Here is a 24,573-nt window from a genome sequence, read left to right on the forward strand (position 1 = left end):
TGGCAGTGAAAAACGGCAAGGCTGGGGCTGCTAATGAAGCCCCAGTGTGACAGCTATTGACGGGGCAGGGTGAAGCTTACAAAACCTCTGTTTGCTGGCGCGACCGGGGTGTCCGTTGGGTAATAACCTAACGGGAGCGGTATAGCCTGAATAACTGTGTAATCCCGCTCCAAACTGTCAGGTATCACGGTATCCAGTCCACTGCCGAAATGGCCCGTGAAAACACACGGCAGACATCAGCTCTCTGACAAAAGTGGTTCATTCTCTCTTGGTGCCCAGTCTTTCTCGGAAAAATCATCCGTTGGGTAGGTTCGTGCGCTCAGGCCACACTTTAAAATAAAATCGTTGGCGCCGGCTGGCAGGTTCTCTTCCCTGAAAAGTTCGGCCAGTACAAACAGGCTGTCGTTAAACGATAGCGATCTGATCTCGACGGGCAGCCAGCCGGTGCGTTTGAAAATCAGATGGTGCAGGGCATCCTCGCCTGAAAGGGGAAGGTAGCGCGTTGAATAGGTTTTGCGGTGTTTGGCCAGCAGCACCTCAAGGATAAAAATCTGCGCAATACGCTGTTTTGCCGCGTTTCCCGCTGCACTGTTGCTGTCGCTGATCTCCGCAGGCGTTGTACCGCTATTCTGGCAAACTCTGGCAGCGATAACGTCCCACAGAACATTGTAGTGACTCATTGGATGGCCTTATCTGATATTCCTGTACGAATGAACATATCAGACCTCTGTCGGACCTGCCAGAGGCCTTCGGGCAATAATTTCTACCCTTGCCCGTCAGCGCGTACGGGGATTAATGGCGACTGGCGCAGCCGCATTTTGTCATTGTCCCATGGACCTCTTTTCCCAGATGTGAATGTCTGATTTGCAGCTCGCTTTTACGGCGTGCATCGCTCTGTATGGCACTGCCGCCCAGCAGCTGATCCAGTGCTTCGGCAATCTGCTGGTCGCAGGGCGGTGCCCAGCTGGTCAGGTGCCAGGTAGACGCGCGCGCTTCATCCACGTCGGCAAATCCCACCACGCCAATGTGCACTCCCTGGCCGAAATCACGAATCGCCTGCATAGCACCAAATGCCAGCAGATCGTTTTCACAAAACAGGGCATTAATGCGTTCGGATGCTCGCGTCTTTTTCAGGTAACCGAGCATCGCCTGATACGCCAGCTCACGGTCAGCGCCGCCTGCCGTCAGCACCTTGTTCAGCGTTTTATCCTGCTGGATTAAGGCATCGGCAAAGCCTGTCATTTTCTGGGCAGACGCGGGATTGCTCTCCCGTTCCTGCAGGTAGCCAAAGCGCTGGAATCCCTGCGACAGCAGCAGGCGTGCCGTCTCCGCACCTGCCGCAGCGTAGTCAGCGCCCGTCCAGGTTGTGCTGGCTTCGCTGATACTGCCCGGGCAGACGACGGGAATATCCGACAGCGCTTTGAGGGTGCTGATTAGCGCGTCGTTGTGATCCGTCCCGATGATAATCAGCCCGTCTGGCAGTGAACGCTGTGCCCCCTTCAGCACCGATTGCCAGTGATTATCAGATTCAACGTTCAGCAACAGCGTCAAAGCGCCGCGGTTATTAAGTTGCCTGGTAACTTCACCCAGCATGTTCAGGGTACAGGGATGGGTCAGCCCGTTAATGACCACGCCGACAGTTCGGGTGTCAGGGGACTTCACCGGATGCTCATTTATGGCGTTATTCATTATGGTTTATCCGATTTCACGTTGGACAGAACGACATATCAACAGGTTACAAAGTAAAGGAATCAGTCCGCTTACGACAGTCTGGCGTCTGAAATTTGCGGCACATCTCGATTTTTAAATCCCTCTGCGGCCTAAAATAGTCTGTAGCCGCGAGAGCACATCGGCTTTTTTGCAGGATTAAATGGGCGCTTTTAAGATTTTATAGCATTGTGACTGAGTCATTACTGAGTAGAATCCCCTTCACTGAAAGAGGGTAATTTATGAAAAATGTCATACTGAGCATGCTGGCAAAGATATCCCGACTGGATGCGGAAACCAAACGGCTAACCGCCAGAGTGGAAGCACAGTCTCTGCTTATCAGCGCGCTGGTGTTAGCCGTCGGAAAGAAAGGCGGGGTGACACGCATGATTGAGAGCGCGAATAAGGCCATAAATACGGTGATTGAAACGTCTCAGGCTGATGAACTCCTGCGCTCCGACGCGGCACTGCTGCTTGCAGAATTTCAGGATTTACTGTTGATCGCCAAACTGATCGAAACGGCTGATGCTGAAATCAACCACGACGATCTCTCTAAGCTGATCAACTCGCCCGGCGGCCAGCTGGATAATAAAGGCGAATCTGATAGTAAAATATAATGTTCAAATAACGTTGTTTTTGATTCAAACAGCCGTGGTCAATAAACGTCATGTCTGATTATTCACAGACCCGCCCGTAATCTCCCGCTAAAGGGCGGTGAGATTGCCCCTCGCTACCTTCCCTCTGCCCATAGGGTAATAATGGTATCAATCAGCCGGTCTGAGATGCCAATCGCTAAGGTGAGTAATGCTGCCAACGTCAGAACAACATAAAGCCGCTTTATCGTCATTTTCCCGTCATCCAGTGGAGTTAAGAGCAGAACAATATCATTCACGTCATGAATTTACTCAAAAAACGTAAATATATCCACAGAAGGGTCGATAATGTGAATACGGCTGAACATTTAGGTAACTGACTGTGAATAAAGGGCTTAGAAGGTATTGTGCACTGATCCTGCTGGCGTTAACGCTTGTTACCACGCCTGCTTTAGCAAAAAAATCTCATCAAACAGCACCTGACAGCGCGCTGATGGAGCAGGGCAGCTACGTTAATGCTGACGGTGAAAGGATTCATCGGCCTGCCCATACAAAAAACAATCAGGTGCCCGAAGGGGCCACCGCACGCTGTCGCGACGGCTCTTACAGTTTTAGTCGCCATCATCGGGGAACCTGTTCGCACCATGGCGGCGTAGCGGAGTGGCTGGACCAGGAGTAAAGATGACATCACCCTTGTCGCTGGTATGATGATAGTTTGATACCGAACCCTGCGGCACTTTATGCACTCACTTGACGATCTCTTTCAGCGGCTTTCGCACTCCCCCTTTCGCCGGCGCTTTAAGCTCGGTAGCGCAGAGTACCAATACTGCCTCAGTAAAGGGGAAGAGGCGATCGGACAGCATGCGACGGACTTTATCAGCGCGCGGCTGGCACCGGCAGAGCCGCCAAATGATGGCCGGCAGACACCGATGCGTGGTCACCCGGTATTTATTGCTCAGCATGCGACAGCAACCTGCTGTCGCAGCTGTCTGCATAAATGGCACGGGGTTAATCAGCACCAGGAGATGACCGCTGAACAGCAGGCCAGGGCAATAGCGGCTATTTTGCGCTGGATCGGGCAGGAGATGCAGCGTCCCGCTCCCCTGACCAAACCCCGAAAGTCTCAAAAATCCCGCCCGAAAAAAGAGGGATCCCCTCAGCCGCAACAGCTCGATCTGCTCTGAGTGATTATTAATGCTAAAGATTTCCAGTTTACAGCGGGTATAAATCTCCGACATTTTTCCTGCGGCAAGGCCTGAATTCCACTTATTTACCCAGCCGTGAAGATTTAACCACCACGACTACAGGGTTTTTTTGGTAAAAATTCTGAATGTAATAGGAAAGTGTATGTTTCGTTATATCCTCCCTATTTGAAGGTGTATTATCCCGTCGTTGTATAACGTGACAGCTATAGGATCATGATGGGCGATTATTATTATCTGGAGCAAAAACCGCACCAGCAGACTCTTAATGTAGTTCACCGCAACGGATGCCAGAAGCTAGGGATCCTCAGACGGCAGAGAGAGTTTTTAGGTACTTTCTACACCTCAGCAGATGCGTTGTTAATAGCGAAAAAGCGTTATGGTCGCAGTGGGCTTTGTCCTCTCTGCTGCCAGGAAAAGCGCTAAATAGCGGCCGCAGGCAGCGCGTTCTCCTTATTGCCTGCCTGCGGTACCGCTGATACTCTGTCGCCGAAAGTCTTACCCTCTACAGGACAATGAATGATCTGGCTGATGCTTGTAACGCTGGTGGTGGTGTTTATTATTGGATTTCGCGTCCTTAACTCAAAGGTGCGCCGTGCCACTAAGGCATTAAACCGACGGTTGAATCTCGATCCTGTCTATGTGGAATCACTGATAAGTCAGATGGGTAAAACCGCAGGGGGGGAGTTTGTCGACTACCTTTCCGCTGACGATGAGGCTCATACCGTCAACGCAGCCAGCGTGCTGCTTATCTATCAGGTATTTATTCTTGATGAATCGGATGAAAGCCTCACTTTCTGGCACGGTGTGCTGCGTAAAGCAAACATTCCGGTTGAAATAACGCATGAGCAGGTCAGGCTTGCGCTCGAATATCTTCGTGAGACAGAGCCTGATGCGCAGGAAATGCAGGCCTTTCGTCTGCGGTATAACGCCCGTTTCGCGCCGGAAGCGATAGTCATAGAGGGTGAGTACAATAATGTCTACTTTCTCAATACTCGCTCAGGACGCCACTGATCGGTCCCCCCTCGTTGAAAAAAAGGGTATTTTTTAGACGAGTTTTTCCCATTTATTTACTGGGGGTATGATTTCATTTCCATATTAATTTCCGGCACTGTCTGCCGTAATTTTGGGGTTTTGGGCACTAATAACGCAGGAAGCGGGGCTTTCCCACATATTTGATGCGGGATACCTGTGACTGCCTCCCGCAAACACATGAGCAACGCTTAATAAATATATATTTCCTCTTCAAATATTACATTCTGTAACTCTTGTTTCCATAACATTACGAATAGATCCGTCGATAACTATTTTAATTAACTCAAATTACATTTCGTTAGCATGTGAGAGTCGTAATGTTATGCTTCTTCAAAAAGAAACTACCCGTCGTAAGTTTTTACTAGGGTCGCTACTGGCATTGCCATTAAGTGACATGGTATTCAAAGGATTAACCGCAGCGCAGGCTGCAGAAATGGCCGCACCCGAGCTGGTCGACTATAAGCCGATTTTCTTTTCCGCAGATGAGTGGCAGTTCATTATGGCCGCCTGCGATCGCCTGATCCCGGCGGGCGGGAAGGGTAAAGCCCCAGGCGCGCTGGAAACCAATGTGCCGATCTTCATCGATCAACAGATGCATGGCGATATCGGCGACGAAATCTATATGCAGGGGCCGTTCGATGTTCACGCACCCGCAACTATGGGCTATCAGATCCCTTTCCGTCCCCAGCAGATCTATAAAACGGGCATCCGGCTGATTGACGTCTGGTGTCAGCAGCAGCATCAGCAGCCTTTCCATGCGCTGTCGACGGCCGATAAAGACGCGGTCCTGACCCAGGTGCAGAAAAACGATATTAACTTCGCCGAACTGGGCGAAGGCTCACTGAAGGGATCGCAGTTCTTTAGCGAACTGCTTTCGGATACCAAACACGGCTACCTTTCCGACCCGATGTACGGCGGCAATAAGGGGATGAAGGCGTGGATCGCCATCGGCTTCCCCGGCTCGCGCGCCAGTTACACCGAGTGGGTCAAGCAGCATAACGTGCCCTATCCGCTGGGTCCGGTCAGTCTTCTTGGCCAGCGTGCCTGAATTCACTGAGTACTTTCCCGTTTTTTGATACTGGCAGGATTTAAGATGGCATTGGTAAATAAAGAAGAAGTCGACGTCGTTGTCGTCGGCCTGGGCTGGGCTGGCTCGCTGATGAGTATTGAACTGGCGATGGCCGGGCTGAAGGTGCGTGCGCTGGAACGCGGCGGCGATCGCGATTATGCTGATTTCGCCTACCCGAAACCGGCGGACGAATATGCCTATGCGGTGCGTAATAAGGTGTTTGCCACACCCGCAGAGGCGGCAGTAACCGTACGTTATAATATGAGTCAGACCGCACTTCCGACCCGCAAATGGGGCGCATTCTGCCCGGGTAATGGCGTCGGGGGATCGGGCCTGCACTGGACGGCGGTATTGATCCGTCCAACGCCAACCGACCTGAAGCTGAAAACCTATGCGGACCAGGCCTATAAGCCGGGTATTCTGCAGGACGATATGACTATCGGCGACTTCCCGTTCACCTGGGAAGAGATTGAGCCGTACTATGAGAAATTTGAACATATCTGCGGCCAGTCTGGCCTGACGGGTAACCTTCGCGGCCAGATTATGCCCGGCGGCGATCCTTTTGAAGGTCCGCGCGCGAATCCTTACCCACTGCCCCCGCTGGAGGATACGCTCAACAACACGATGTTTGTTGATGCGGCAAAAAAGCTGGGATACCACCCGTTCCCGAACCCATCCGCCTGTGTGTCTCGCGCATGGACCAACCCTTACGGCAACCAGATTGCACCCTGCAACTACTGTGGCTACTGCAGTAAATATCCCTGCCTGAACTACTCCAAGGCGTCGCCGCAAACCGCCGTCATGGACTCGCTAAAGCGTATGGATAACTTCTCATACGAAGTTCATGCCAACGTAATGAAAGTTGTGCTGCACGACGATAAGAAAACCGCCAAAGGCGTTATCTATATTGATGCCCAGGGCAACGAGTGCTTCCAGCCAGCAAAAATCGTGGTGCTGAGCAGCTTCCAGTTCTGTAACGTGCGCCTGATGCTGCTATCCGGTATTGGCCAGCCGTATAACCCGATTACCAACGAAGGGGTGATCGGGCGCAACTACGCGTTCCTGAGCAACGGCGGTGCCACGCTGTTCTTTAAGGATAAAAACTTCAACCCGTTTGCTACCGCAGGCGCCACCGGCCAGATGTTTAATGATATCTCCCCGGGCAACTTCGACGGTCCTTCACTGGGCTTTATCGGCGGGGCAAAAATTCACAGCTCGCAGGCGACCGGTACGCCAATCAGCACCGCGCTGCCAAAAGGCACGCCGACCTGGGGTGCGGGCTGGAAAGAGGGTATGGAGGAGTGGTACGGCCACTCAATGAAAATCAGCATCACCACCACCTGTATGTCATATCGCGATATCTATCTTGACCTTGATCCAAACTATAAGGATGAGCACGGCTACCCGCTGCTGCGCATGACCTTTAACTGGAAAGAGAACGAACTGAAGCTGCAACAGCACCTGAAAGGGATCGTGGGTAACATTACCAAAGAGCTGAACCCTGACAGCTACAGTGAAAGTTTCCTGCCAATGGATGCCAACTTCGACCTGACCAAATATGTTTCCACCCACAACGTGGGCGGCGCAATCATGGGCGATAACCCGAAAACGTCTGCGCTGAACCGCTACCTGCAAAGCTGGGATGTCCACAACGTCTTTGTGCCGGGCGGCAATGCTTTCCCACAGAATTTCCAGGCGAACCCGACCGATACTATCGGCGCGCTGACGCTGATGGCTGCGCAGGCCATTAAGGATATGTATCTGAAGAACCCCGGCCCACTGGTACAGGCATAGGCGATATGAAAAAAATGACACTGAAGGGATTGTTACTCGCTAATGTTTTGCTGATAAGCGGGGGATATGCGCAGCTGGCGCAGGCCGATGATGCCGCCCTGATCAAGCAGGGGGAGTATATCTCCCGCCTGGGTGACTGCGGCGCCTGCCACTCACTGCCTGGCAAACCGGCGTTTTCGGGAGGGCTGGCGATTGAATCCAATCTGGGCACCATCTATTCAACCAATATCACCCCGGACAAAGAGCACGGAATAGGGCGCTATAGCGAGCAGCAGTTCTCTGATGCGGTACGTAAAGGCGTGTTACCCGACGGTAAGCGTCTTTACCCGGCTATGCCTTACCCGGATTATGCGAAGATCAGCGATGCTGATATGCATGCCCTTTACGCCTACTTTATGCAGGGCGTGAAGCCCAGCGCTGAGCAGGCGCCAGAAACCGATCTGAGCTTCCCGTTCAGCCAGCGCTGGGGAATGCGCTTCTGGAACTGGGCGTTTACCTCTGACAAGCCCTTCAAGCCATTAGACGGGGCGTCTGACGAGGTTAACCGTGGGGCTTATCTGGTTGAAAGCCTGGGCCACTGCGGCAGCTGCCACACGCCGCGCGGACTGGGAATGAACGAGAAAGCCATGGACAGCAGCGATGCGAAATTCCTTTCTGGCGGTAGCCTCAACGGATGGGAAGTGCCTTCGCTGCGCGGATTGCCGCGCTGGACCGCGCAGGAAACCGTGGATTACCTCCAGACCGGGCGTAATGATAAAGCGGCTACCGGCGGAGAGATGACCTCCGTGGTGGAGCACAGCACCTCATGGATGACGCCAGCGGATCTGCAGGCGATTAGCGCTTATCTTAAATTCCTCGGCGGTAATCCTGCCGTCCCGGCTACGGATGACAAAGCCGCCAGCGCGACGGAAGCGAAGCTGACCACAGCGAAAAACCTGTCGGAAGGCGAACGTCTTTATCTGGATAACTGTGGTGCCTGCCACTTTGTCACCGGTAAAGGCGCGCCAGGCGTTTTTCCACAGCTTGATGGTGCCACCATTGTTAACGCGTCGGATCCAACGGGTTTGATCCACACGATTCTGGCTGGCGCACAGCAGCCCTCAACGGCGAAAGCGCCTTCTACGCTGGCGATGCCGGGTTTTGCTCACCGTCTTAGTGATGAAGACGTTGCGCAGCTCGCGACCTTTATTCGTCAGGGCTGGAGCAACAAGGCCGATGCCGTCACGGCCAGCCAGGTGGAGAAGGTAAGAAAAACCCTCCAACACTAAGAGGACACAGAAAGGGGGTGAAAACCCTCTTTCTGCCCCATCCACCTCTTTCTGACCCTTCCACCTCTTTCTGCCCCATCCACCCCATTCTGACATGACTCGACCTTTTAACCCTTCTACTCTTTTCTGACCTTTCCAGCCGTTATGCCTCTTCACATCCCTTTTATCCTCTCTGTAGCGCACGCTGCATCGGCGGGCCCACCGGCTTACCCTAAGTTATTGTTCTTAATCGATGGCGCGGAAATAAATCCCCCCTGGCTGGGAACCTCGACGGATCCAGGACCACGTAATAACCGAGCTTTGATGTGAACCTTTCAGGAGAAAAGCCCATGTCTTCGGTAACCCAAAAACTTGCCTCGGCTTTCAGCCTGCACAACACCCAGCGATCGGCAGCCGTACAACGTCCTCAGCAGAGTCATCCTGCCCTGGCTCAGCGTCCGGCAGCAGCCAGAATTACCGGAAGCGATACGCTTCAAACCGTCGCGCAGGAGCAGGGGGAACCGACGCTGGACCTGGTCCAGGGAGAAGCCCGGCCAACGTCATCGAATAGTCGGTTCAGGGCATTCAGCAGGTTGCCGTTATTTAGCCGCAATGCTGCATCTTCCCGTAAATCGCCGGGGCAGGGAGCAGCGTCCTCCCGTATATCGCCGGGGCAGGGAGCAGCGTCCTCCCGCATATCGCCGGGGCAGGCGGCAGAATCAATCGAAATGGTCGGGTTAAGCGGCCAGCGCAATGCCCCGCAGATCGTGCTGGAACACGAGATCCCGCATACCTCACCCGGCTCTCTGGAGCAGGACATTAATCAGGCGCTTGCGGCCGGGCAGGCTCACCCATCGGGTGCCGAAGGAGGAAGCGTCAGCATGGCGGCGGTGCACAGGCTACGGGAGAGCCAGGGGGAAGCCGCCGTTACGCTAAGTCTGGACGCGCACGGGAAGCCACAAATCACGGCACCCGCGCTGCGCCACACGCTGCTGAAACAAACCCTCGGACAGGCTACACAGCACTACCAGAGCGCGGTGTCCAGTGCCAGCGGAGAGCAACATGCCCTGCTGGAAGAGAGCGGTCGCCTGCTGGCGCTGCACTCGTCGCCTGTAAGCCTGGTGGGCGTGTCGGGCAGCGCCGCTAAGCCTGAATGGAAACACACTAACGCCGTGAAGGAGAGTCCCTGGTCAGGCACCAGTGGTAAGGCGGCTCTCTCGCACAGGCTGGCGCTGGATGCGGCAGAAAATGAAGTCAGCGTCAGTCGAACCGACACCCCGGCAATGGCAGTGGGCAGAATGAAATTACCCGATGCAACCCTACTCGGGCAGATTTCGGGCATATACCCTGAACGGACCGACGCGGGTAAGCAGTCATGGCGAGTACATGAAGGTAAACTCTATCGGCTGAACGATCATCAGACCGGCTGGCAGCCAGCCTCGCTTCCCGGTAGCAGGCAACATGCGGCACAGCAGGGCGAATCCGACGAGGAGAAGTCGTACGGGCAGCTCTCCAGACAGGGTGATAATCAGCTTTACTGTGTTTATGACGACAGGCAGCTGCACAATGTGTCCACGTCGGGTCATAGCGAGCCGCTGGAAGATAAAATCAGTAAGGTCTCGGTCGCCGAAGAGGGTCAGACGCTGCTGTTGCTTAAAAATGAAAAAACGCACCAGCAAAGCATCAAACTCCTGCCGCAGCCCGATGCAGCCGTCGACAGCCACAGAACCCTCAGCGTTTCCCCCCCTGACATCCGGCTGGCTGCCCTGGCGCAAACGGCGCAGCACATTATTGCCGCCGATTATCAGGGGAAAATTCGGGTTGCCAGCCGTCCTGGCCCTGAGCAGAGCGATCTGGACTTTGCTGCGGTAGAGAATCGCAGCCTGCAACAGCATCTGCACGACCAGATAAAAGCGGTAGTGGGCGAACGCTTTCACCTGGAGGATATTCTGAATGGTGAAAATGGCCAGCTGCACGCGGTGGTAAAAGACGGGGCGGACCGCCAGCATGCCATTACGCTTAATACCTCGGGCAGCCCCCGGCAGGCTCCTTCGCACTGGAACCTGAGTGACAGCATGGTAATGAACTATCAGAAAGGATTGCCGTTGGTGACGCCCTCGCGCCACGAAATTGTCGATCTGGGTACTGGCAGTCATCTGGCGCTGAAAGAGGGAAAGGTCCACTTTTTCAACGGGACGACGCAGAGCTGGGAGGCCTCTGACGTTAAGGCCGACCAGCTCCGGCTCGGGCAGGATCGGCAGGCCTGGGTGTTAAAGGATAATGAACTCAAGCGATTGAAGATAAATGTCTCCAGCAACAAGATTAACGCCGATCGCAATGTCTTCGCCCTGCCGCAGGTTAAGAAAAGCGTCAGCGACGACCTGGCCCTGCCGGGGATCAACAAAGACAAGACGCTCACCTCGGCCGCCGTGCTCGATAACGGTCGATTTATCACCCTGGATGAAGGGGGCGATCTGCATCTTCACCATGTCAACGGCGAAACCCGGCGCGATATCAGGCTGCCTGTCACGCTCAGTCGCGCGTCGATTAACCGGGCTATCCAGCAGGCTATCAGGTCACATTCCCCCGCAGGTGGCACACCTGAGGATCAAAAAGTCATGGACGTGGCCATTGGGCCGGGGCGCGATCTCTTTTTAGTTACCGACCGGGGCGAAATGTACCGCGTACCGGAGCAGAGCTGGATGAAAGGAAACATGGCTCAGATGCGCCAGGTCCAGCTGTCCGCAAAACCCGCAAAGCTGTATAACGACCGTAATAATCATCTGATGCTGGAAATGGATAACGGCAAGCTTTTGTCGCTCAGGGATGATCTCTGGCACCCGGTGGCGGCGGTGCCAACGTCGCCTGCAAATGAGGTCACCCCGCCCGGCGGCAAAGAGAAGAAAAATATGGCCGATAAGCACTACGGTCGGCTGATGAGCGCCACCCGAGATTCCCGCCTTGGCCGCACCGGCATGACCTATAAGCGGGAGGTGAACACGTTCGGGCAAACGGGCCACGACGGTCACAAAGTGCATACGCCGTTTCGCACCCGTCTGAGCACCTTTGTCTTTCGCCCCACGCTGCAAACGCCCAGGCCATTGAAAAATCTTAGCTACCTGGCCCAGCACGGTCATCGCGGGCGAAACGGGCTGGCGCATATTTATGAACTTCAGAACGATCAGCTCGCTCAGCTTAATCAACATCTGGAGAAGCCCGCTGCCGATCGGGACCCGGCCGAGCCACTTAGCCTTAAGCTAAAAACTCTTGCCGGTCAGGGGGACCTGCCCGCCTGGTTTGATGATATGCAGAAATTTAGCGTTCGCCTGGCCGACAGCAGCGGACACAAAGCGGATCAGCTTAACCAGCACTATTCACAGCAGGGAGAAGTGAAAAAACAGCTTAATAATCTGACCGGAAGCCTCAACCCGGCCATGACGCGCGACGGCGATTTGACGGCGAAGCTGAAAGATATTTTTTCACGCTACCCCACCGGTAAGGGAAATACCGCGCTGCTGGCGCTTGCGGCGCTGGAAGAGAACGGCGTGAAGCTCTCGCATCAGAAGGCGAGTGAAGCGATCCCGCTGGGTCATCGCCGTGATAAATACGATGAGATGGGGCTGGCGAAATCACGTCTTATTATTGATGGCTTAGCCCACGTAAAAATGCATGACCTCATCGATCGGTTAACCGCAGCGACGGCACTCCCGGAGGCTGAAAAGCGCCAGGCGCTGGCAGCCATTGAAACCGACTTTCATGCGCTTTATCAGGATTGGGATGACAATCCGCTTCGCCAGGTGACCAGTTTTGGCTACAACAGCATTAGTGCCCTTGAGGCGTCTTATGATGCGGTGAAATCGCTAACAAAAGCCTTCGCTAAGGAAAACCACAGTATCAACGTCACGGCGCGGACGGTGATGCATGCGAAGGATCGGTCGGTACTGGCGCAAAAGCTGGAGGACACGGTCAGGTCGATGGAGAAGGGAGAAAGTCTCTCTTTCAGCCGCTCTTATGGTGCGGCAACCACGGTGTCAGGCATTCCGGGAACCCAGGTGATTGCGGGCGCCGGGGGACGAGGCAGTCTGGATCGCACCTATAATCTGAGCTTCACCCGGGGAGAGGGTGGCGTTAACGTTAGCTTTGGCCGCGACGGGGGCGGAACCTTCACACCCTTTGTGGGAATGGGTTATAACCTGCTTACCGACTATTTAGAAACGCATAAAACTCATCTGGACGATCGGCGCGATCTTGCGCCTGCCGCGCGCCTCGGCGCGGTGGTTTCCGTCACCCCACTCGACATTAAAAAACAAAACGGCGTCAGCTTTGATATTACCGATGCCGAACTGCCGCACTTTATTGCCGGGCTGACCGAGGGGACACTTGACCCGCTGGCGCTGATTAACCGCGGGAATCAACACAGCGTCAAACAGGGTAACGTGATGAACGTGAGCCTGGATGTCAACGCTGCCGCGCTGGCCTCGGTGGGGTTTCCGCTCACCGACAAAAATGCCGGACAGGCGTCAGCCAGTTCGCGGATAGGCGGTGGCGCTTACGTGGGGGTTAACCTGATGTCTGGCACCCGCGAGCGCGGCCGGGCTACCACCGAAGAGAGCACGACCCTCAGCCAGAGTAACAACCGCCTGCGAGGGCTAAATAAAGCCTCCGTCGGCGCAAACGTAGCGCTACCGATAGGGACGATAACCAAAAGCGATGAGGGGCGTTTTGCGCTATTTGCCGGCCCGGCGGCCACTTTCCAGCTCTCGATTGATGATCGAACTCGCCAGAGCCTGTCGCTGCAAACCAAAAGGGCACAGCTGCTGGAACCCGCGCATATGGCAAAACTGATGGAGTCACTGGGCAAGAGCTTCAGCGACCCTGAAACCAGCGCGCTGCTGGCGTCGCTGAAAAACGACGAAGAGAGTGAGCCTCAGCAGGCGTCAGCCGCTGAAGACCGGCAGAGCACAGCCCGCACGGCTCGGCAGAAACTCAATGCGCTTGACGTGCATTTTGAAAGTCGACGGGGGGAAGAGGGGACTAACGGGCAGAAGGCCGCTCTGCGCGAGCTGGATAAGCATCTGCGCCAGCAATATGCCGCTGAGCGGGGGCTAACGCTGCTGCAAAATGGTGAATATCAGACGACCTATGCGAATACCTCTAAAGTGGATAACAACGGGCTCTGGCATCAGTTTTCTCACTGGCTGGATGGTGAACTCAACGCCAGTAATGCCACCCGAATTCGCCAGCTGATGACGGACGATCACCGGCTGCAAACGCTGATTGCCCGGTTGAAAGATAATGTCAGCACCGATGCTACCGTCACGCTCGAGCTAAAAAATGATGTTCGTGAACGGCTGGAGCAGCGCTGGCTGAAAGAGGGGATCGGGGCTGATGAATTAACGGCTGAGCTAACGGATCGTAATAATCTCAGGCTTAAAGCGATTGGTTTTAGCAAGGGCCAGTCAAAAAGCGATGGTTTTTCAACCCCGGCGTTCCTTCTGGGCGGCGGAAACAGCGCAGCGGTGGCGATGAAGCGAAATCTGGGGAAAATCAATTTTAGCTACGGTGAAGATGAGGACAAACCGACCGGATATACCCTGGATGGCCGCATCGCGAAGATAAACGATGAGCTGGCTGCTGCGCTTTTGCATGGGCAGCAGGCACACTATCAGTTAAAAAGTTAAGGGGTCACGATGTCAGCAACCGAACAGCTTAATCACCTGCTTGAGCACTATGGTCGGCAGCATAATAGTGCACTCACGCTTAAAGATGGCGTATGCGCCCTGGTTGATCGCGATAACCGCGAGGCGGCAGTTATCGAGCTGCCGCCGGGCAGCGACAGCCTGATCTTTCACTGCAAAATAGAGGATCTTCACGAGCCGTGCAGCGAGCGTTACCTGCGAACGCTGATGTCCCTGAACTTTGAAATGAACGCCATGCGCGGTTGCTGGCTGGCGCTGGACAACGAGGAGAGCCTGAGACTCTGTAGTCAGCTCTCCGTCAGCGGGCTGGATGCCACGGGATTTCGGATGGCGCTGAGCGGCTTTATGACCCAGGCGCGGGAGGTCAATGAATTTATCACCTCACTGCGCGAGGCGGCCTGAGGCTCTGTGTTCTGCTCTTTAACACAAATTTTGCGCAGGCGGAAGATGCTTAATTCCTTCACACTGTTAAGAAAGCGAAAGTCTTGGTTAAGCTACCGCAAAATAAGGGGTTTTAGGATAGTTAGAGATTTTTTTACCGTCGGGTTTCGTCGATAGTGTCCTTCAGCGGCGGATGATAAGCCGTGCGCAAATGAGAGGATGTACCGATGAAAAAAACGACTCTGGCACTTTTAATGACCGTCTTCACAGCAAGCACCCTGTTTTCCACCGTCTCGCAGGCAGATGGCCCGCCGGATCAGCAGTGGCACCAGCAGGGTGGGCATGGCGACCACGGTGATGGGCCGGGGCGTGGTCCGGATCGTGGGCCTGGCGATCGCGGCCCTGGCCCTCACGATCGTGGCGATTATCACGACGGTCATGGTCCCGATCGCCACTTTGAAGAGCGCGATCGCTTTGCCTGGCAGGGGCACGACTTCCGCAGGGGACGCCCGTTGCCGCCGGATTTCCGCGGTGACGACTACCGGGTTAACGACTGGAACGACCGCGGTCTGCGCGAGCCACCGCGTGGTCAACACTGGGCTTATATTGACGGTAACTATGTGCTGATTGCAGCCGCTACCGGCGTCATCACCTCAATCCTGTTGAACAACGCTTTCCACTAATCCCTGTTCTGCTGCGGGTCCGTCAGGGCCCGCATCTTTTCCAGCAATTATCTCTGTTAGCTCCGATTAGACCGGGCACAACCCCGATACAGGGCCAAATCTAATCTGCCAGGTTGGTATGTGCCAGTCGCAGATATCGACAACATGCGCATGAATCAATCCCCAGCAGCCGATTATTAGCATTGTGCAGCTTCAGACAGAAATGAAACTGTAAGGCTGATTACTCGTTTTCGACCGCAACACGCTTTCTTATACTGGCAATAAAATTATCCCGGATGACGTTCTCCCTGCCTGCGTTCCAGGCAATCCCAACTTTCCAGCTTATTGACTTGCCTGTTAACGGAATAATAACCCGTTCCGGTGGTGCGATATGCAGAACGCTAAAGGGCAAAATGGCAACACCTGTACCCGCGATCACCAACGCGACAATAGTTTGTATATCATCAGCCCGCTGGGTGGATGATATAAAAAGACCGTTATCATGCAGAAAGCGGTCAATCTGCGCATTTAATCCCCGTCCTCGTTCGGGATGAAGACGTAGCAAAGGACATTTTTTTAGCCAGTCAGCAGCAGACAATGATAACGACGGCGTTGTGGGTGCAATCAGAACCAGCCGATCGGTAAATAATGGCAGGTAATCAAGCGCTATCGGTGGAGGTACCCTGACAAATCCTACCTGAAGCTCATCATTTTGCAGTAGCTCGTACTGCAGGAATGAGGGAAGATCCGTCAAAGACATCTCTATTCCCGGATTGTCTCTGCGAAATTCAGCAATACAGCGTGGTGCCAGATAAAAGCTTGATAGGCCAAATCCAACGGCAATATGCCCCTCAATACCGTCTGATACCCGTCCTGCGTGATGCATAAACAACTGGGCTTGTCTTACCACTTTTTCAGCCTCTGGCACCAGGCGTCTCCCCCCGGCGGTCAGTGTTGCGCCGTGACGCCCGCGTGAAAAAAGTGACACCTTTACCATCGACTCAAGAAGATTGATCTGCTTAGTCAATGCGGGTTGCGAAATACACAGTGACCGTGCCGCGTCGGCATAATTTCCTTTTTCAGACAGTATTAAAAAGGCCTTTAGCAACCGGATATTCAATATTTCATTCCAAAAAGTTATCGAAAATAGAAATTATATGATTATACAGTTATTGGAAATCGTTATGTAATTCAGTTTCAACAACAACTGGAGAAGCAACATGCACGAGCTTACGTCCTTAAAGGCTGCAACCGTACAGTTTCAGCATCAGGCAAACGACAAAAAATATAATCTGCTGATAATGGAAAAGTTTATTGAACAGGCGGCCATCCAGCAGGTGAAGATCCTCACGTTTCCGGAAATGTGTATCACTGGCTATTGGCATGTGCCAAAGCTCACTACAGCGGAGGTTTATGCTCTTGCAGAACCGATCGCAACCAGTCCCTCCATGATGTTAATTCGCGCTCTGGCGATAAAACATCAAATGATTATTGGCGCCGGGCTGATTGAACGAGCCGATGATGACCGCCTTTACAATTCCTACGTTGCCTGTATGCCGGATGGCTCAATGCAGACGCATCGCAAACTTCATGCCTTTGAGCATCCGGCCATTAGCAGCGGTGACAGGTTTACCGTTTTTGATACGCCCTGGGGAGTAAAAGTAGGGATCCTGATTTGCTGGGACAATAATCTGGTGGAAAACGTGCGCGCTACGGCATTGCTGGGTGCAGATATCCTTCTCGCGCCACATCAAACAGGTGGTACCGATTCCCGCAGCCCTTATGCGATGAAACCTATTTCGCTGGCGCTCTGGGCGGAACGTGAAACGCGAAAGGAAGAAATTACTGCTGCATTCAAGGGGGCAAGCGGTCGGGAATGGCTGATGCGATGGCTACCTGCCCGTGCGCACGACAACGGGTTATTTCTTCTCTTTAGTAACGGCGTAGGCGCAGATGATGACGAAGTCCGCACAGGCAATGCCATGATCCTGGATCCTTATGGAAGAATCATTAATGAAACCTGGGCTGCTAAAGATTTTATGGTGAGCGCAGAACTGGATTTAAGCCTGCTTGCCATGAGTACCGGACGTCGCTGGATCCACGGTCGCCGTCCTGATTTATACCAGATTCTGACACAACCGCAGGGTTATGAACGTGATGCGATCAGCGCACGATTTTCGGATGAGATACCGTAAAATGAAACCGCATGGAATCGCAGCTGGCTGCGGTGTTTCTTTCCGGAAACGCGTGCAATAAACAGGATTTGCATCCGGTCATAACGCAGCGGCCTAAACCTGAAGAGTAAATCATTGCATCGCAGTTATGCAGCTTTGAGAAAATTTTCCCACAATTGTGGCCTGAAACAGATATTTATAGAAAACTGCTATAACGCCTGTGCAAATAAGTGTTATGTGCAGATGATCCTCTTGAGATCGCATATCCGCTTTCGCTTTTAACCTGCTGTACATCGCAAACGATGTCCGCTTTGTGGCAGGAGCGGACGTTGCTGTACCGAACCCTGTTGATTTATGCGGTGCAAGGCACTTCTCGCGTGTATAACGCACCTTGTCGCTCTGTCACTGCGTTAGACTGCCCCTTGTCACGCTTTACTACGTGCCCTTTAATTTACTGCTAAGCGAAGTAGTCGGTTATGATTCTGAAGGGCACCGTTCTTTCTAACCCCTTCGCGCAATTCCTTCCAATACCGATTACAGATGCAATGGTTAAGTAAACCTCTCGTTACTGATAATGGAAGGGAATTTTATGTTTACGACATCGTTCTGGCCCGCTGCTGACTCATATCATATCCACATGATGGATATTCCTCTGCCTGACTCACTTTCGCCCGCTGCGCTGGACCTTATCCACCAGGCCACGCGTCTTGTAGAGGCGGCCAGTCATATTCAGCCGGTTTCCACAGGGACAGGGAGTACGCTGCTTAAGTCTGTTGAAGAAAAGCTCAGCATTATTTGTTTCAAGCTTGCTCAGGAATTTGACGATCCGGACACCTGCAAAGCGTTGCAGTTACGTGCAGAAATCCTCTCTGACGCCAGCACAGCAAAAGAGCTTCTCCCGCAGATAGCAGGGCTGGATGAACAGGAGCTGGTGCAGGGAATAGGTTACATGTCGACATGGGTTGGTAAGTCTCGCACGCAGCATTATTCCGCCTGGTTTGGGTTACCCGATCGCGGGCTGCAGGAAGTTTCGGATGTGGTGGATGAGCTCTTTCCGGACAACCTGTGCTGGCTGCAAAATCATATCGACCAGCGGCTGGTTGCGCTGCCTGGATGCCGCTATAAAATTGTCGATCTGTTTGCAATTGCTGGCGAAGCTAACAGCTACCCCAAGCATTTCGCCTATTTCTTTCCTGAAGATGAAGGGGTGAAATACGCCCCCCAGAAGCGCACCATAGTGTTTGCAAACACCTATTTAAACCTGTTTGAACGCTTTTCCCGGTCCCAGGCTTCCCTACTTGGCTGGCAGCATGAACCTATCGCAGACAGCGCTCTCTGTGCCCGCCACCTGATCGCCTGGTTCCGCGGGCATGATCTGGGACATTCCGTTGTCCTTGAAAAGATGATGTTTGGCAAATTAAGTAAACAGGACAGATGGGGATCAATGGTTGTGCAGGAAGCACTGGCCGATGTGTTTGGGCTGCTGATGTGCCTGACAGAGCCTTCCCGGCAGGCCCTACAGCTGAATGAGACGTTACAGTTAAAAATTTTCCTGCTGGAAATGCTGAGATATTTGCGCCGCGGCCCATGTGATTATCCTGATGCAGGGGCGGCCTATATACAGCTTAAGTGGCTAACTGAACACCGGTGTCTGAATTGGAATGGGACGCATTATGTGGTGGACCTCAGCGCGATGAAGCCTGCTGTGACGGCACTGGCAACAGCAATGACACGCTCTGTATTACAGGGTGATACAGAGGCAGCCCTGGCATTCCTGCAATGCTATTCACCTCATCATCAGCGTGAAGAGGCGGATCTGCTGCTGAACCGGCTGGGTAAAACTGTCGACATGATCGAGTACGATCAGAAGATTAAAGGCTTTACGTTGTGATCGAGTTTTCAAACGGTTTCTTACTGAGCCTTTCGCTTTGTCTTGATATCGGGATTGCCAATATCGCCATGATTACCCTTGCCATGCAACGCGGATATTTTCATGGTTTCTGGCTGGGAATGGGGACTTGTGTGGGTGATCTAGCATATGCATTACTGGCGCTGGCGGGAATGGCCGTACTGCTTCAGTATGAAGCCGTACGCTGGATACTGTGGATTGGCGGTGGAGCAATGCTTCTGTGGTTCGCCGGCAAAATGCTGATTGCCGCTTTCAGGAAGGCTTCGGAGCTTAACGTGAGCGAAACCCATCAGTATCGCCCGCTGCTGCGTGAATTTGGCCGGGGCGTGGTGCTTGCCATGTCCTCCCCCACGGCCATTCTATGGTTTGCGACAGTAGGCGGTGCGCTGATATCCCGGATTGGCCAGCACAGCGTTACGGCAACGTCTTGGTTTCTGAGTGGCTTTTTCATCGCGGGAATGTTCTGGACCTGTGTCTTGTGCCTGGTTGGAAGTTTTGGAGGCAGACTGCTTGGTCAACGCCTGCTTAAATATTCCTACATAGCTTCAGCGCTAATATTCAGCTATTTTGCGCTTTACGTGATTGTGTCAGGGTACCGGGAGTTTATGGTGACCTGATCTGACCTGCGAAGCATAGTGATGGGGGGTTGTTCCCATCACTTTGCGAAATGCATTAATGAAATGACTCTGATCGTAAAATCCCAGCATTATCGCCGCATCGAGAGGATGCACGTTTCTGCGAAGCAAGTCGCGGGCATACTGCAGACGAAGCTGCATATGATACTGCAGAGGCGGCATACCTGTATGCCGGGTGAAGAAGCGAACTAGATGATATTTGCTCATCCCCGCAAGCTGCGCGAGCATCTCCAACTGCGGTTTTACGCTAAGGTGCTCCCGCAAGTACTCGATAACAACATTGATTTTCTGTTCGTCACATCTCTGAAGTAGAGCTGGCGTCTCGAGCAGCTCACCACAAAGTAAAATCAGTTCCTGCTCCTCATCCATGCCACGCACCAGTCGGGCTGAAGTTGCAAAACGGTACAGCGCGTCAAACAGGCGAGTGTTATTGATTATGCCTTCTCGCAGAACAGGGGCTTCATGAACGCTAGTGAGATTGTCCTCATCTGCAAGCATTTTTATCACTGCCTGGGGTATGTGCACACTGATGAATTCCACTGCTTGAGTCTCAAAACGCGAAGCCTGAATGGTTCCCGGATTATATAAGGTAACCTGACCACTTTTAACATAGGCGGTTTTCCCTGCCAGCCAGATTTCTTCTACCCCCGTCAGGTTTGCACTGATGACATATTCATCGTGAATATGTTTCGGAAAGCCCGAATTACGGGCTCTGACCCGCGAACACTCTATACCATTTTGGCTAAACCATTCGGCAGACTCTAGTGACAACGTATCAGACCTCATGCAGCAATAGTGAATAATTATTAATGAATTATAAAACCACTAATTGAACCATTTTTCAATTGGTGGTCTTAGAGCTCCAGCGAATAAATTACCCACAGGTTGCTGTCTGCCAGCAATCGGACATGTCCCTTCCTGACCAGACCGTGCCCGCGCGGCTTAGTAAAGTTAGCTGGCTTTGTCGGTTAGTTCACCAGGACACATGGACTGGTAATGCAGGAAAGGGACAGAAGGACGTTGTTCCTGATGTCCGCTTTGTGTCATGAGCGGACCTTCTTATCAACTGTAGACCCCAGCAGAGTTATGTAAAATATGAGTACTGGGCACACCCAAAAAGGATAAGGCCGCAGCATGGCATCAGCCAGCAAATTACTACAAAGGGGATACGGTCAACTGCACCTTATACCACTTCAGCGTGTTACTCCCCCCGGATGCGCCATGCATAATTCATTATCAGACCAGGTTGCATACTTTTCATGCAATTTCTGGAGGTGGCCTCGCAGGAATACGTCGCCTTTTAGCTGACTCGTGTTTGTTGATCGGGTATCGTTTTGTTGAGAATTTGAACATGTCGTTAAAAGGAGAAAACGATGATTGAACGCGTTACGCTGCTGGAAAGTAAGGTGGAAAGGCTGTTGATTGACGTTGCCGTTATCAAGGCCAACTACGCCACACGGGAAGATGTCGAAAGCGTCAGAATAGCGCTCCACTCCTCGCTCTCTACGCTGACTAAATGGCTGGTAGGGGTGTTACTGATTGTACCGGGTGTCTGGCTGGGTCTGGCCCGGTGGCTGAACTGAGGGTACCCGTGGCTGAATAATGCCAGTGGGTACATCGTCGTATGAAGCACCTGGCGAAAAGAGGCTTTCACCAGGTGAGTGACATTAGTGGTGGGTGATAACGGAGGTGATAACGCCCGTTGCGACGGCTATCAGCACGTAGTTACCATCGATATTCTGCCAGCGATGACCGGCAGGAGGTGCCTTCAGGCCGCGCTGATGCCAGTCATTGACCTGGTAGCCTTCACCCCGGTATTTCTCCGGTAGCGGTCGACCCTGACGGAAGTCGGGCTGTGCATGACGGGGTTGCTGGTGGTGACGCTGCCCCGGTGCGCGATCTGCCTGAGCCATATGCTGCGGCTGCTGGCGTTCGCCACCCTGAGGCTGAGAATGCTGAGACTGCCCACCGCGCCCGGGCTGGGAGTTCTGCTGTGCCCGATCTCCGCGCCCGGGTTGTGAATTTTGCTGCGCCTGCCCGCCGTGCTGCGCCTGCGCATTGTGTTCACCGCCACCCTGCTGGCGTGCGTTGCCATTCTGTTCGCCCTGAGGCGGACGCTTTAGCGGTGACTGCTGTGTGTTACCCTGTCCCGGCTGGGGGCCATCGGCAAACGCGCCGGTGCTGGCTGTCGCAAACAGCAGTGCGCTGAGGGCAATAATGCCTGATTTTTTCATCATGGTTCCCTTCTGGTGTGATTCATTTGCTGACGGACAGGCACAATCTGCGGGCGAAGCCGGCGTATAACAATGTCAATAATCCTAAGCCGGGCGACCTTAACGTAAAATTTACGCTTCGTTTGCTAAAACCGCCCACTATCCCTGTGCAGCCAAAGGGTTACGCCATCAGTATTTACACCAGGGTAAATGCCGCCTCGAGCATCTGGCGCTGCTGCTCCACGCTGTAATTCACCAGCGAGTTTTTGCTGCCCGAACGGGCCAGGATCCACTGCATCTCATCCTCCGTCAGCGTCGGTGGCTCCTGCCAGAAGGGCATAATGGCATTGTCCTTCAACCACTGGGCCAGCTGCCGTGCAGGCGGGAGCGTAAATCCGGGGAACAGCGCGTCGCCCAGCGCGCTCATCAGTTCCTGCTGCTGGGTGTTTTCACTCCGTTCCAGTATGGTCAGGAAGGGTAGCAGCAGACGGCCACAGACTTCACCGTGGTGGTAGTCTTTGATCGCGCCCAACTCGCCGGCAATGCCGTGGATAACGCCCAGGCCCGACATGCTGAGACTTAATCCTCCCTGCCATGACGCAAACAGGATCTGCTCACGCGCGCTGTCGCCCAGCGCATCAGTGCGGTTGAGATGGGGCCAGGCGCTAATAAATGCACGCATGCCGTTCAGCGCCGTCAGGCGGGTAAGCATGTTCCCCTTGTTGGAGAAGTAAGCCTCAAACAGATGGGTAAATGCATCAATGGCGCAGCAGGCAAGCACGTGGTCGGGCGCACCGCGCAGCAGGTCAGCATCGAGGATGGCTATTTGTGGCACAAAATTAGCGTGGCGCAGCGAGGCCTTTACCTTAATCTCCGCCTTATCCGTGACGACGGCATTCTGCGTTACTTCGCTACCGGTTCCCGCCGTGGTAGGAATGGCGATCAGCGGCAGCGTGTCACCGCTCACCGGCGTATCGCCCACCTTCTCCAGATAGCGCAGCGTGTTAAGTGGATGCTGGCTCAGCGCAGCAAAGGCTTTTGCCGCATCCAGTACGCTTCCTCCGCCTATCGCCACCACGCGCCGGGCATCGCCGCGCCAGCGGCTTACCCAGGCGTCAATTTCATCCGGAGAGGCCTCATGGCTGACAATTTCATGTCCGATAAGGAGCGGTTCCAGCTCAGATTTCAGTGTCTGCCACGCTGTGCCATTCAGAAAAGAGCGTCCGCAGAAGAGTAGCGTGGGCATCGGTGCCGCGCGCAGTATCGGCAGCAGCTGCTGCAGGCTGCCACGACCAAAAAAGGTCTGTCGGTTGTTGATCATCTGGCTGGCGAACATGGGCATTATCCTCAGAGGAAGAGTTAAAAGGGTAAAGGTCAGAGCGCGCGGGCAGGGCAGGACAAAATTATCATCCTGTCCTGTGGCGCGCCGATAACGCTAAAGCGGGTGTCGGAAAGCCTCTGCGCCAGCCAGCCCTCTTTGGTTACCGCCGAGGGAATATACTGGCGTGGATCGCTGCTCTTAAGCGGCCCGCTTTCCAGAGCGAGTTCAGGCTGCGACAGGGTGAGCCTGAACGAGGTGAAGCGATCGGTGACCCTTCCTTCAACGTTGCCTAACGGCGCACCGGCCAGCGTTTCCATTTTCCCGTGGCAGGCCATGCTGTGGTTATCTGAAGAGCAGCCGCTCAGCAGCATCAGCGTAAGGAGAATCCCCCCGCCAATGATACGAGCGGGTGAGCATAACTGCATAAGCCTGTTGGTGGCATTCCTGCGCATAGCCGGTCCTTTTTTGTAGGTGTAAGTTGATTATAGTCGCTACTCCTGTACGGATGAGTCTGAAAAAAACCGCTTATAAATCATGGTTAAACACACCTTATATATTAACTTTCACACCCTTTTTACCATTTTGTGGCTTTTAGTAAATCAAATGGGCGAAAATCATAACAACGATTCGCAAAGTCATTATTGAGTGCTACACTTTTGCCGCCTTTAATACCCCCGTCTCTTATTCGGTGGCCTGATATGCACGCCGCTGCCCCACACTTTGGTGGCCTGAAATGCGTACCGCATGGCCCACTGGACAGGCGCTTTTTTGCTCTTTTTTTATCAGCAAAGCGGGGCAGGCGGGCAAGTTTTCAAACTGCTTGTATACTTTCGCTGCAATGATGCGCACGGGCTTTTCGCGCTGGCGACCGGGCAGGAGAAGGATTTCTGCTGCCGGGCTTCAGGCTGAAATGGCTAAATGACGGATGACTC

Annotated in this window: 21 protein-coding genes; 14 read left to right on the top strand and 7 right to left on the bottom strand. The window is 53.6% G+C overall.

Annotated elements, in window-relative coordinates:
* Positions 1 to 236: 236 nt before the first annotated feature.
* Together AAGR22_RS06750 and AAGR22_RS06755 are read right to left on the bottom strand one after the other, a co-directional pair.
* On the bottom strand, positions 237 to 680 hold the full coding sequence (locus AAGR22_RS06750; protein ID WP_067705369.1) for a hypothetical protein: 444 nt from the start codon (positions 678 to 680) through the stop codon (positions 237 to 239).
* Between the two features lie 112 nt (positions 681 to 792).
* Entirely contained in the window at positions 793 to 1,689 is an 897-nt protein-coding gene (locus tag AAGR22_RS06755) for a substrate-binding domain-containing protein (RefSeq protein ID WP_345831047.1), read from the bottom strand.
* A 260-nt stretch (positions 1,690 to 1,949) separates the two neighbouring features.
* On the opposite strand from AAGR22_RS06755, the gene iraP reads away from it, so the two are divergent.
* From iraP to AAGR22_RS06805, 10 genes are all read left to right on the top strand, one after another.
* Entirely contained in the window at positions 1,950 to 2,324 is a 375-nt protein-coding gene (gene iraP, locus AAGR22_RS06760; RefSeq protein ID WP_067705375.1) for an anti-adapter protein IraP, read from the top strand.
* A gap of 358 nt (positions 2,325 to 2,682) precedes the next feature.
* Positions 2,683 to 2,979 carry a DUF3761 domain-containing protein gene (locus AAGR22_RS06765; RefSeq protein WP_231877603.1) on the top strand — a complete coding sequence of 99 codons (297 nt, stop codon included), beginning with the start codon at positions 2,683 to 2,685 and terminating at the stop codon, positions 2,977 to 2,979.
* Between the two features lie 61 nt (positions 2,980 to 3,040).
* Positions 3,041 to 3,484 (top strand): DUF4186 domain-containing protein, encoded by a 444-nt coding sequence (locus AAGR22_RS06770; protein ID WP_345831049.1) that lies wholly within the window; start codon positions 3,041 to 3,043, stop codon positions 3,482 to 3,484.
* Positions 3,485 to 4,021: 537 nt separating this feature from the next.
* Positions 4,022 to 4,516 (top strand): DUF1198 family protein, encoded by a 495-nt coding sequence (locus AAGR22_RS06775; protein ID WP_067705379.1) that lies wholly within the window; start codon positions 4,022 to 4,024, stop codon positions 4,514 to 4,516.
* A gap of 343 nt (positions 4,517 to 4,859) precedes the next feature.
* Positions 4,860 to 5,585 (top strand): gluconate 2-dehydrogenase subunit 3 family protein, encoded by a 726-nt coding sequence (locus tag AAGR22_RS06780; RefSeq protein WP_345831051.1) that lies wholly within the window; start codon positions 4,860 to 4,862, stop codon positions 5,583 to 5,585.
* 45 nt (positions 5,586 to 5,630) lie between these two features.
* Positions 5,631 to 7,400: a GMC family oxidoreductase gene (locus AAGR22_RS06785; protein ID WP_345831053.1), complete on the top strand. Its 1,770-nt coding sequence runs from the start codon at positions 5,631 to 5,633 to the stop codon at positions 7,398 to 7,400.
* Positions 7,401 to 7,405: 5 nt separating this feature from the next.
* The gene (locus AAGR22_RS06790; protein WP_345831054.1) at positions 7,406 to 8,668 is read left to right on the top strand and encodes a cytochrome c; all 1,263 of its coding nucleotides are present in this window, start codon (positions 7,406 to 7,408) and stop codon (positions 8,666 to 8,668) included.
* Positions 8,669 to 8,997: 329 nt separating this feature from the next.
* Entirely contained in the window at positions 8,998 to 14,328 is a 5,331-nt protein-coding gene (locus AAGR22_RS06795; RefSeq protein WP_345831056.1) for an AvrE-family type 3 secretion system effector, read from the top strand.
* Between the two features lie 9 nt (positions 14,329 to 14,337).
* Positions 14,338 to 14,748 carry a type III secretion system chaperone gene (locus tag AAGR22_RS06800; protein ID WP_345831057.1) on the top strand — a complete coding sequence of 137 codons (411 nt, stop codon included), beginning with the start codon at positions 14,338 to 14,340 and terminating at the stop codon, positions 14,746 to 14,748.
* A 206-nt stretch (positions 14,749 to 14,954) separates the two neighbouring features.
* Positions 14,955 to 15,410, top strand: a complete 456-nt coding sequence (locus AAGR22_RS06805) for an RcnB family protein (RefSeq protein WP_067705391.1) — start codon at positions 14,955 to 14,957, stop codon at positions 15,408 to 15,410.
* Between the two features lie 220 nt (positions 15,411 to 15,630).
* Here AAGR22_RS06805 and AAGR22_RS06810 read toward each other — a convergent pair whose 3' ends face one another.
* Positions 15,631 to 16,509: a LysR family transcriptional regulator gene (locus tag AAGR22_RS06810; RefSeq protein WP_345831059.1), complete on the bottom strand. Its 879-nt coding sequence runs from the start codon at positions 16,507 to 16,509 to the stop codon at positions 15,631 to 15,633.
* 100 nt (positions 16,510 to 16,609) lie between these two features.
* Here AAGR22_RS06810 and AAGR22_RS06815 point away from each other — a divergent pair, with 100 nt between their 5' ends.
* The 3 genes from AAGR22_RS06815 to AAGR22_RS06825 all read left to right on the top strand — a co-directional run bounded on the left by AAGR22_RS06815 (position 16,610) and on the right by AAGR22_RS06825 (position 20,089).
* On the top strand, positions 16,610 to 17,584 hold the full coding sequence (locus AAGR22_RS06815) for a nitrilase family protein (protein ID WP_345831061.1): 975 nt from the start codon (positions 16,610 to 16,612) through the stop codon (positions 17,582 to 17,584).
* A gap of 568 nt (positions 17,585 to 18,152) precedes the next feature.
* The gene (locus AAGR22_RS06820; RefSeq protein WP_345831065.1) at positions 18,153 to 19,454 is read left to right on the top strand and encodes a hypothetical protein; all 1,302 of its coding nucleotides are present in this window, start codon (positions 18,153 to 18,155) and stop codon (positions 19,452 to 19,454) included.
* Positions 19,451 to 20,089: a LysE family transporter gene (locus AAGR22_RS06825; RefSeq protein WP_345831067.1), complete on the top strand. Its 639-nt coding sequence runs from the start codon at positions 19,451 to 19,453 to the stop codon at positions 20,087 to 20,089. The genes AAGR22_RS06820 and AAGR22_RS06825 overlap by 4 nt, the downstream gene beginning before the upstream one ends.
* Here the strand turns inward: AAGR22_RS06825 and AAGR22_RS06830 are convergent.
* A complete protein-coding gene (locus AAGR22_RS06830; protein WP_345831069.1) occupies positions 20,060 to 20,878 on the bottom strand; it encodes an AraC family transcriptional regulator in 819 nt (272 codons plus the stop codon). The genes AAGR22_RS06825 and AAGR22_RS06830 overlap by 30 nt on opposite strands.
* 602 nt (positions 20,879 to 21,480) lie before the next feature.
* On the opposite strand from AAGR22_RS06830, the gene AAGR22_RS06835 reads away from it, so the two are divergent.
* A complete protein-coding gene (locus tag AAGR22_RS06835; RefSeq protein ID WP_067705406.1) occupies positions 21,481 to 21,690 on the top strand; it encodes a hypothetical protein in 210 nt (69 codons plus the stop codon).
* Positions 21,691 to 21,774: 84 nt separating this feature from the next.
* Here AAGR22_RS06835 and AAGR22_RS06840 read toward each other — a convergent pair whose 3' ends face one another.
* The 3 genes from AAGR22_RS06840 to AAGR22_RS06850 form a co-directional block, all read right to left on the bottom strand.
* Positions 21,775 to 22,344: an RcnB family protein gene (locus tag AAGR22_RS06840; RefSeq protein ID WP_345831072.1), complete on the bottom strand. Its 570-nt coding sequence runs from the start codon at positions 22,342 to 22,344 to the stop codon at positions 21,775 to 21,777.
* Between the two features lie 172 nt (positions 22,345 to 22,516).
* Positions 22,517 to 23,656 (bottom strand): iron-containing alcohol dehydrogenase, encoded by a 1,140-nt coding sequence (locus tag AAGR22_RS06845; protein WP_067705409.1) that lies wholly within the window; start codon positions 23,654 to 23,656, stop codon positions 22,517 to 22,519.
* A 38-nt stretch (positions 23,657 to 23,694) separates the two neighbouring features.
* Complete coding sequence (locus tag AAGR22_RS06850) at positions 23,695 to 24,093, bottom strand: hypothetical protein (RefSeq protein ID WP_231877604.1); 399 nt, start codon at positions 24,091 to 24,093, stop codon at positions 23,695 to 23,697.
* Between the last annotated feature and the right edge of the window lie 480 nt (positions 24,094 to 24,573).

The sequence above is a fragment of the Erwinia sp. HDF1-3R genome (assembly GCF_039621855.1).
In the GTDB taxonomy this organism is placed as follows: domain Bacteria; phylum Pseudomonadota; class Gammaproteobacteria; order Enterobacterales; family Enterobacteriaceae; genus Erwinia.

Coding starts and splice junctions, on each gene's coding strand:
- AAGR22_RS06835 (WP_067705406.1), top strand. CDS start 21,481: ATGATTGAACGCGTTACGCTGCTGGAAAGTAAGGTGGAAAGGCTGTTG.
- AAGR22_RS06780 (WP_345831051.1), top strand. CDS start 4,860: ATGCTTCTTCAAAAAGAAACTACCCGTCGTAAGTTTTTACTAGGGTCG.
- AAGR22_RS06775 (WP_067705379.1), top strand. CDS start 4,022: ATGATCTGGCTGATGCTTGTAACGCTGGTGGTGGTGTTTATTATTGGA.
- AAGR22_RS06815 (WP_345831061.1), top strand. CDS start 16,610: ATGCACGAGCTTACGTCCTTAAAGGCTGCAACCGTACAGTTTCAGCAT.
- AAGR22_RS06795 (WP_345831056.1), top strand. CDS start 8,998: ATGTCTTCGGTAACCCAAAAACTTGCCTCGGCTTTCAGCCTGCACAAC.
- AAGR22_RS06845 (WP_067705409.1), bottom strand. CDS start 23,656: ATGTTCGCCAGCCAGATGATCAACAACCGACAGACCTTTTTTGGTCGT.
- iraP (WP_067705375.1), top strand. CDS start 1,950: ATGAAAAATGTCATACTGAGCATGCTGGCAAAGATATCCCGACTGGAT.
- AAGR22_RS06790 (WP_345831054.1), top strand. CDS start 7,406: ATGAAAAAAATGACACTGAAGGGATTGTTACTCGCTAATGTTTTGCTG.
- AAGR22_RS06755 (WP_345831047.1), bottom strand. CDS start 1,689: ATGAATAACGCCATAAATGAGCATCCGGTGAAGTCCCCTGACACCCGA.
- AAGR22_RS06750 (WP_067705369.1), bottom strand. CDS start 680: ATGAGTCACTACAATGTTCTGTGGGACGTTATCGCTGCCAGAGTTTGC.
- AAGR22_RS06785 (WP_345831053.1), top strand. CDS start 5,631: ATGGCATTGGTAAATAAAGAAGAAGTCGACGTCGTTGTCGTCGGCCTG.
- AAGR22_RS06840 (WP_345831072.1), bottom strand. CDS start 22,344: ATGATGAAAAAATCAGGCATTATTGCCCTCAGCGCACTGCTGTTTGCG.
- AAGR22_RS06770 (WP_345831049.1), top strand. CDS start 3,041: ATGCACTCACTTGACGATCTCTTTCAGCGGCTTTCGCACTCCCCCTTT.
- AAGR22_RS06850 (WP_231877604.1), bottom strand. CDS start 24,093: ATGCGCAGGAATGCCACCAACAGGCTTATGCAGTTATGCTCACCCGCT.
- AAGR22_RS06820 (WP_345831065.1), top strand. CDS start 18,153: ATGTTTACGACATCGTTCTGGCCCGCTGCTGACTCATATCATATCCAC.
- AAGR22_RS06805 (WP_067705391.1), top strand. CDS start 14,955: ATGAAAAAAACGACTCTGGCACTTTTAATGACCGTCTTCACAGCAAGC.
- AAGR22_RS06800 (WP_345831057.1), top strand. CDS start 14,338: ATGTCAGCAACCGAACAGCTTAATCACCTGCTTGAGCACTATGGTCGG.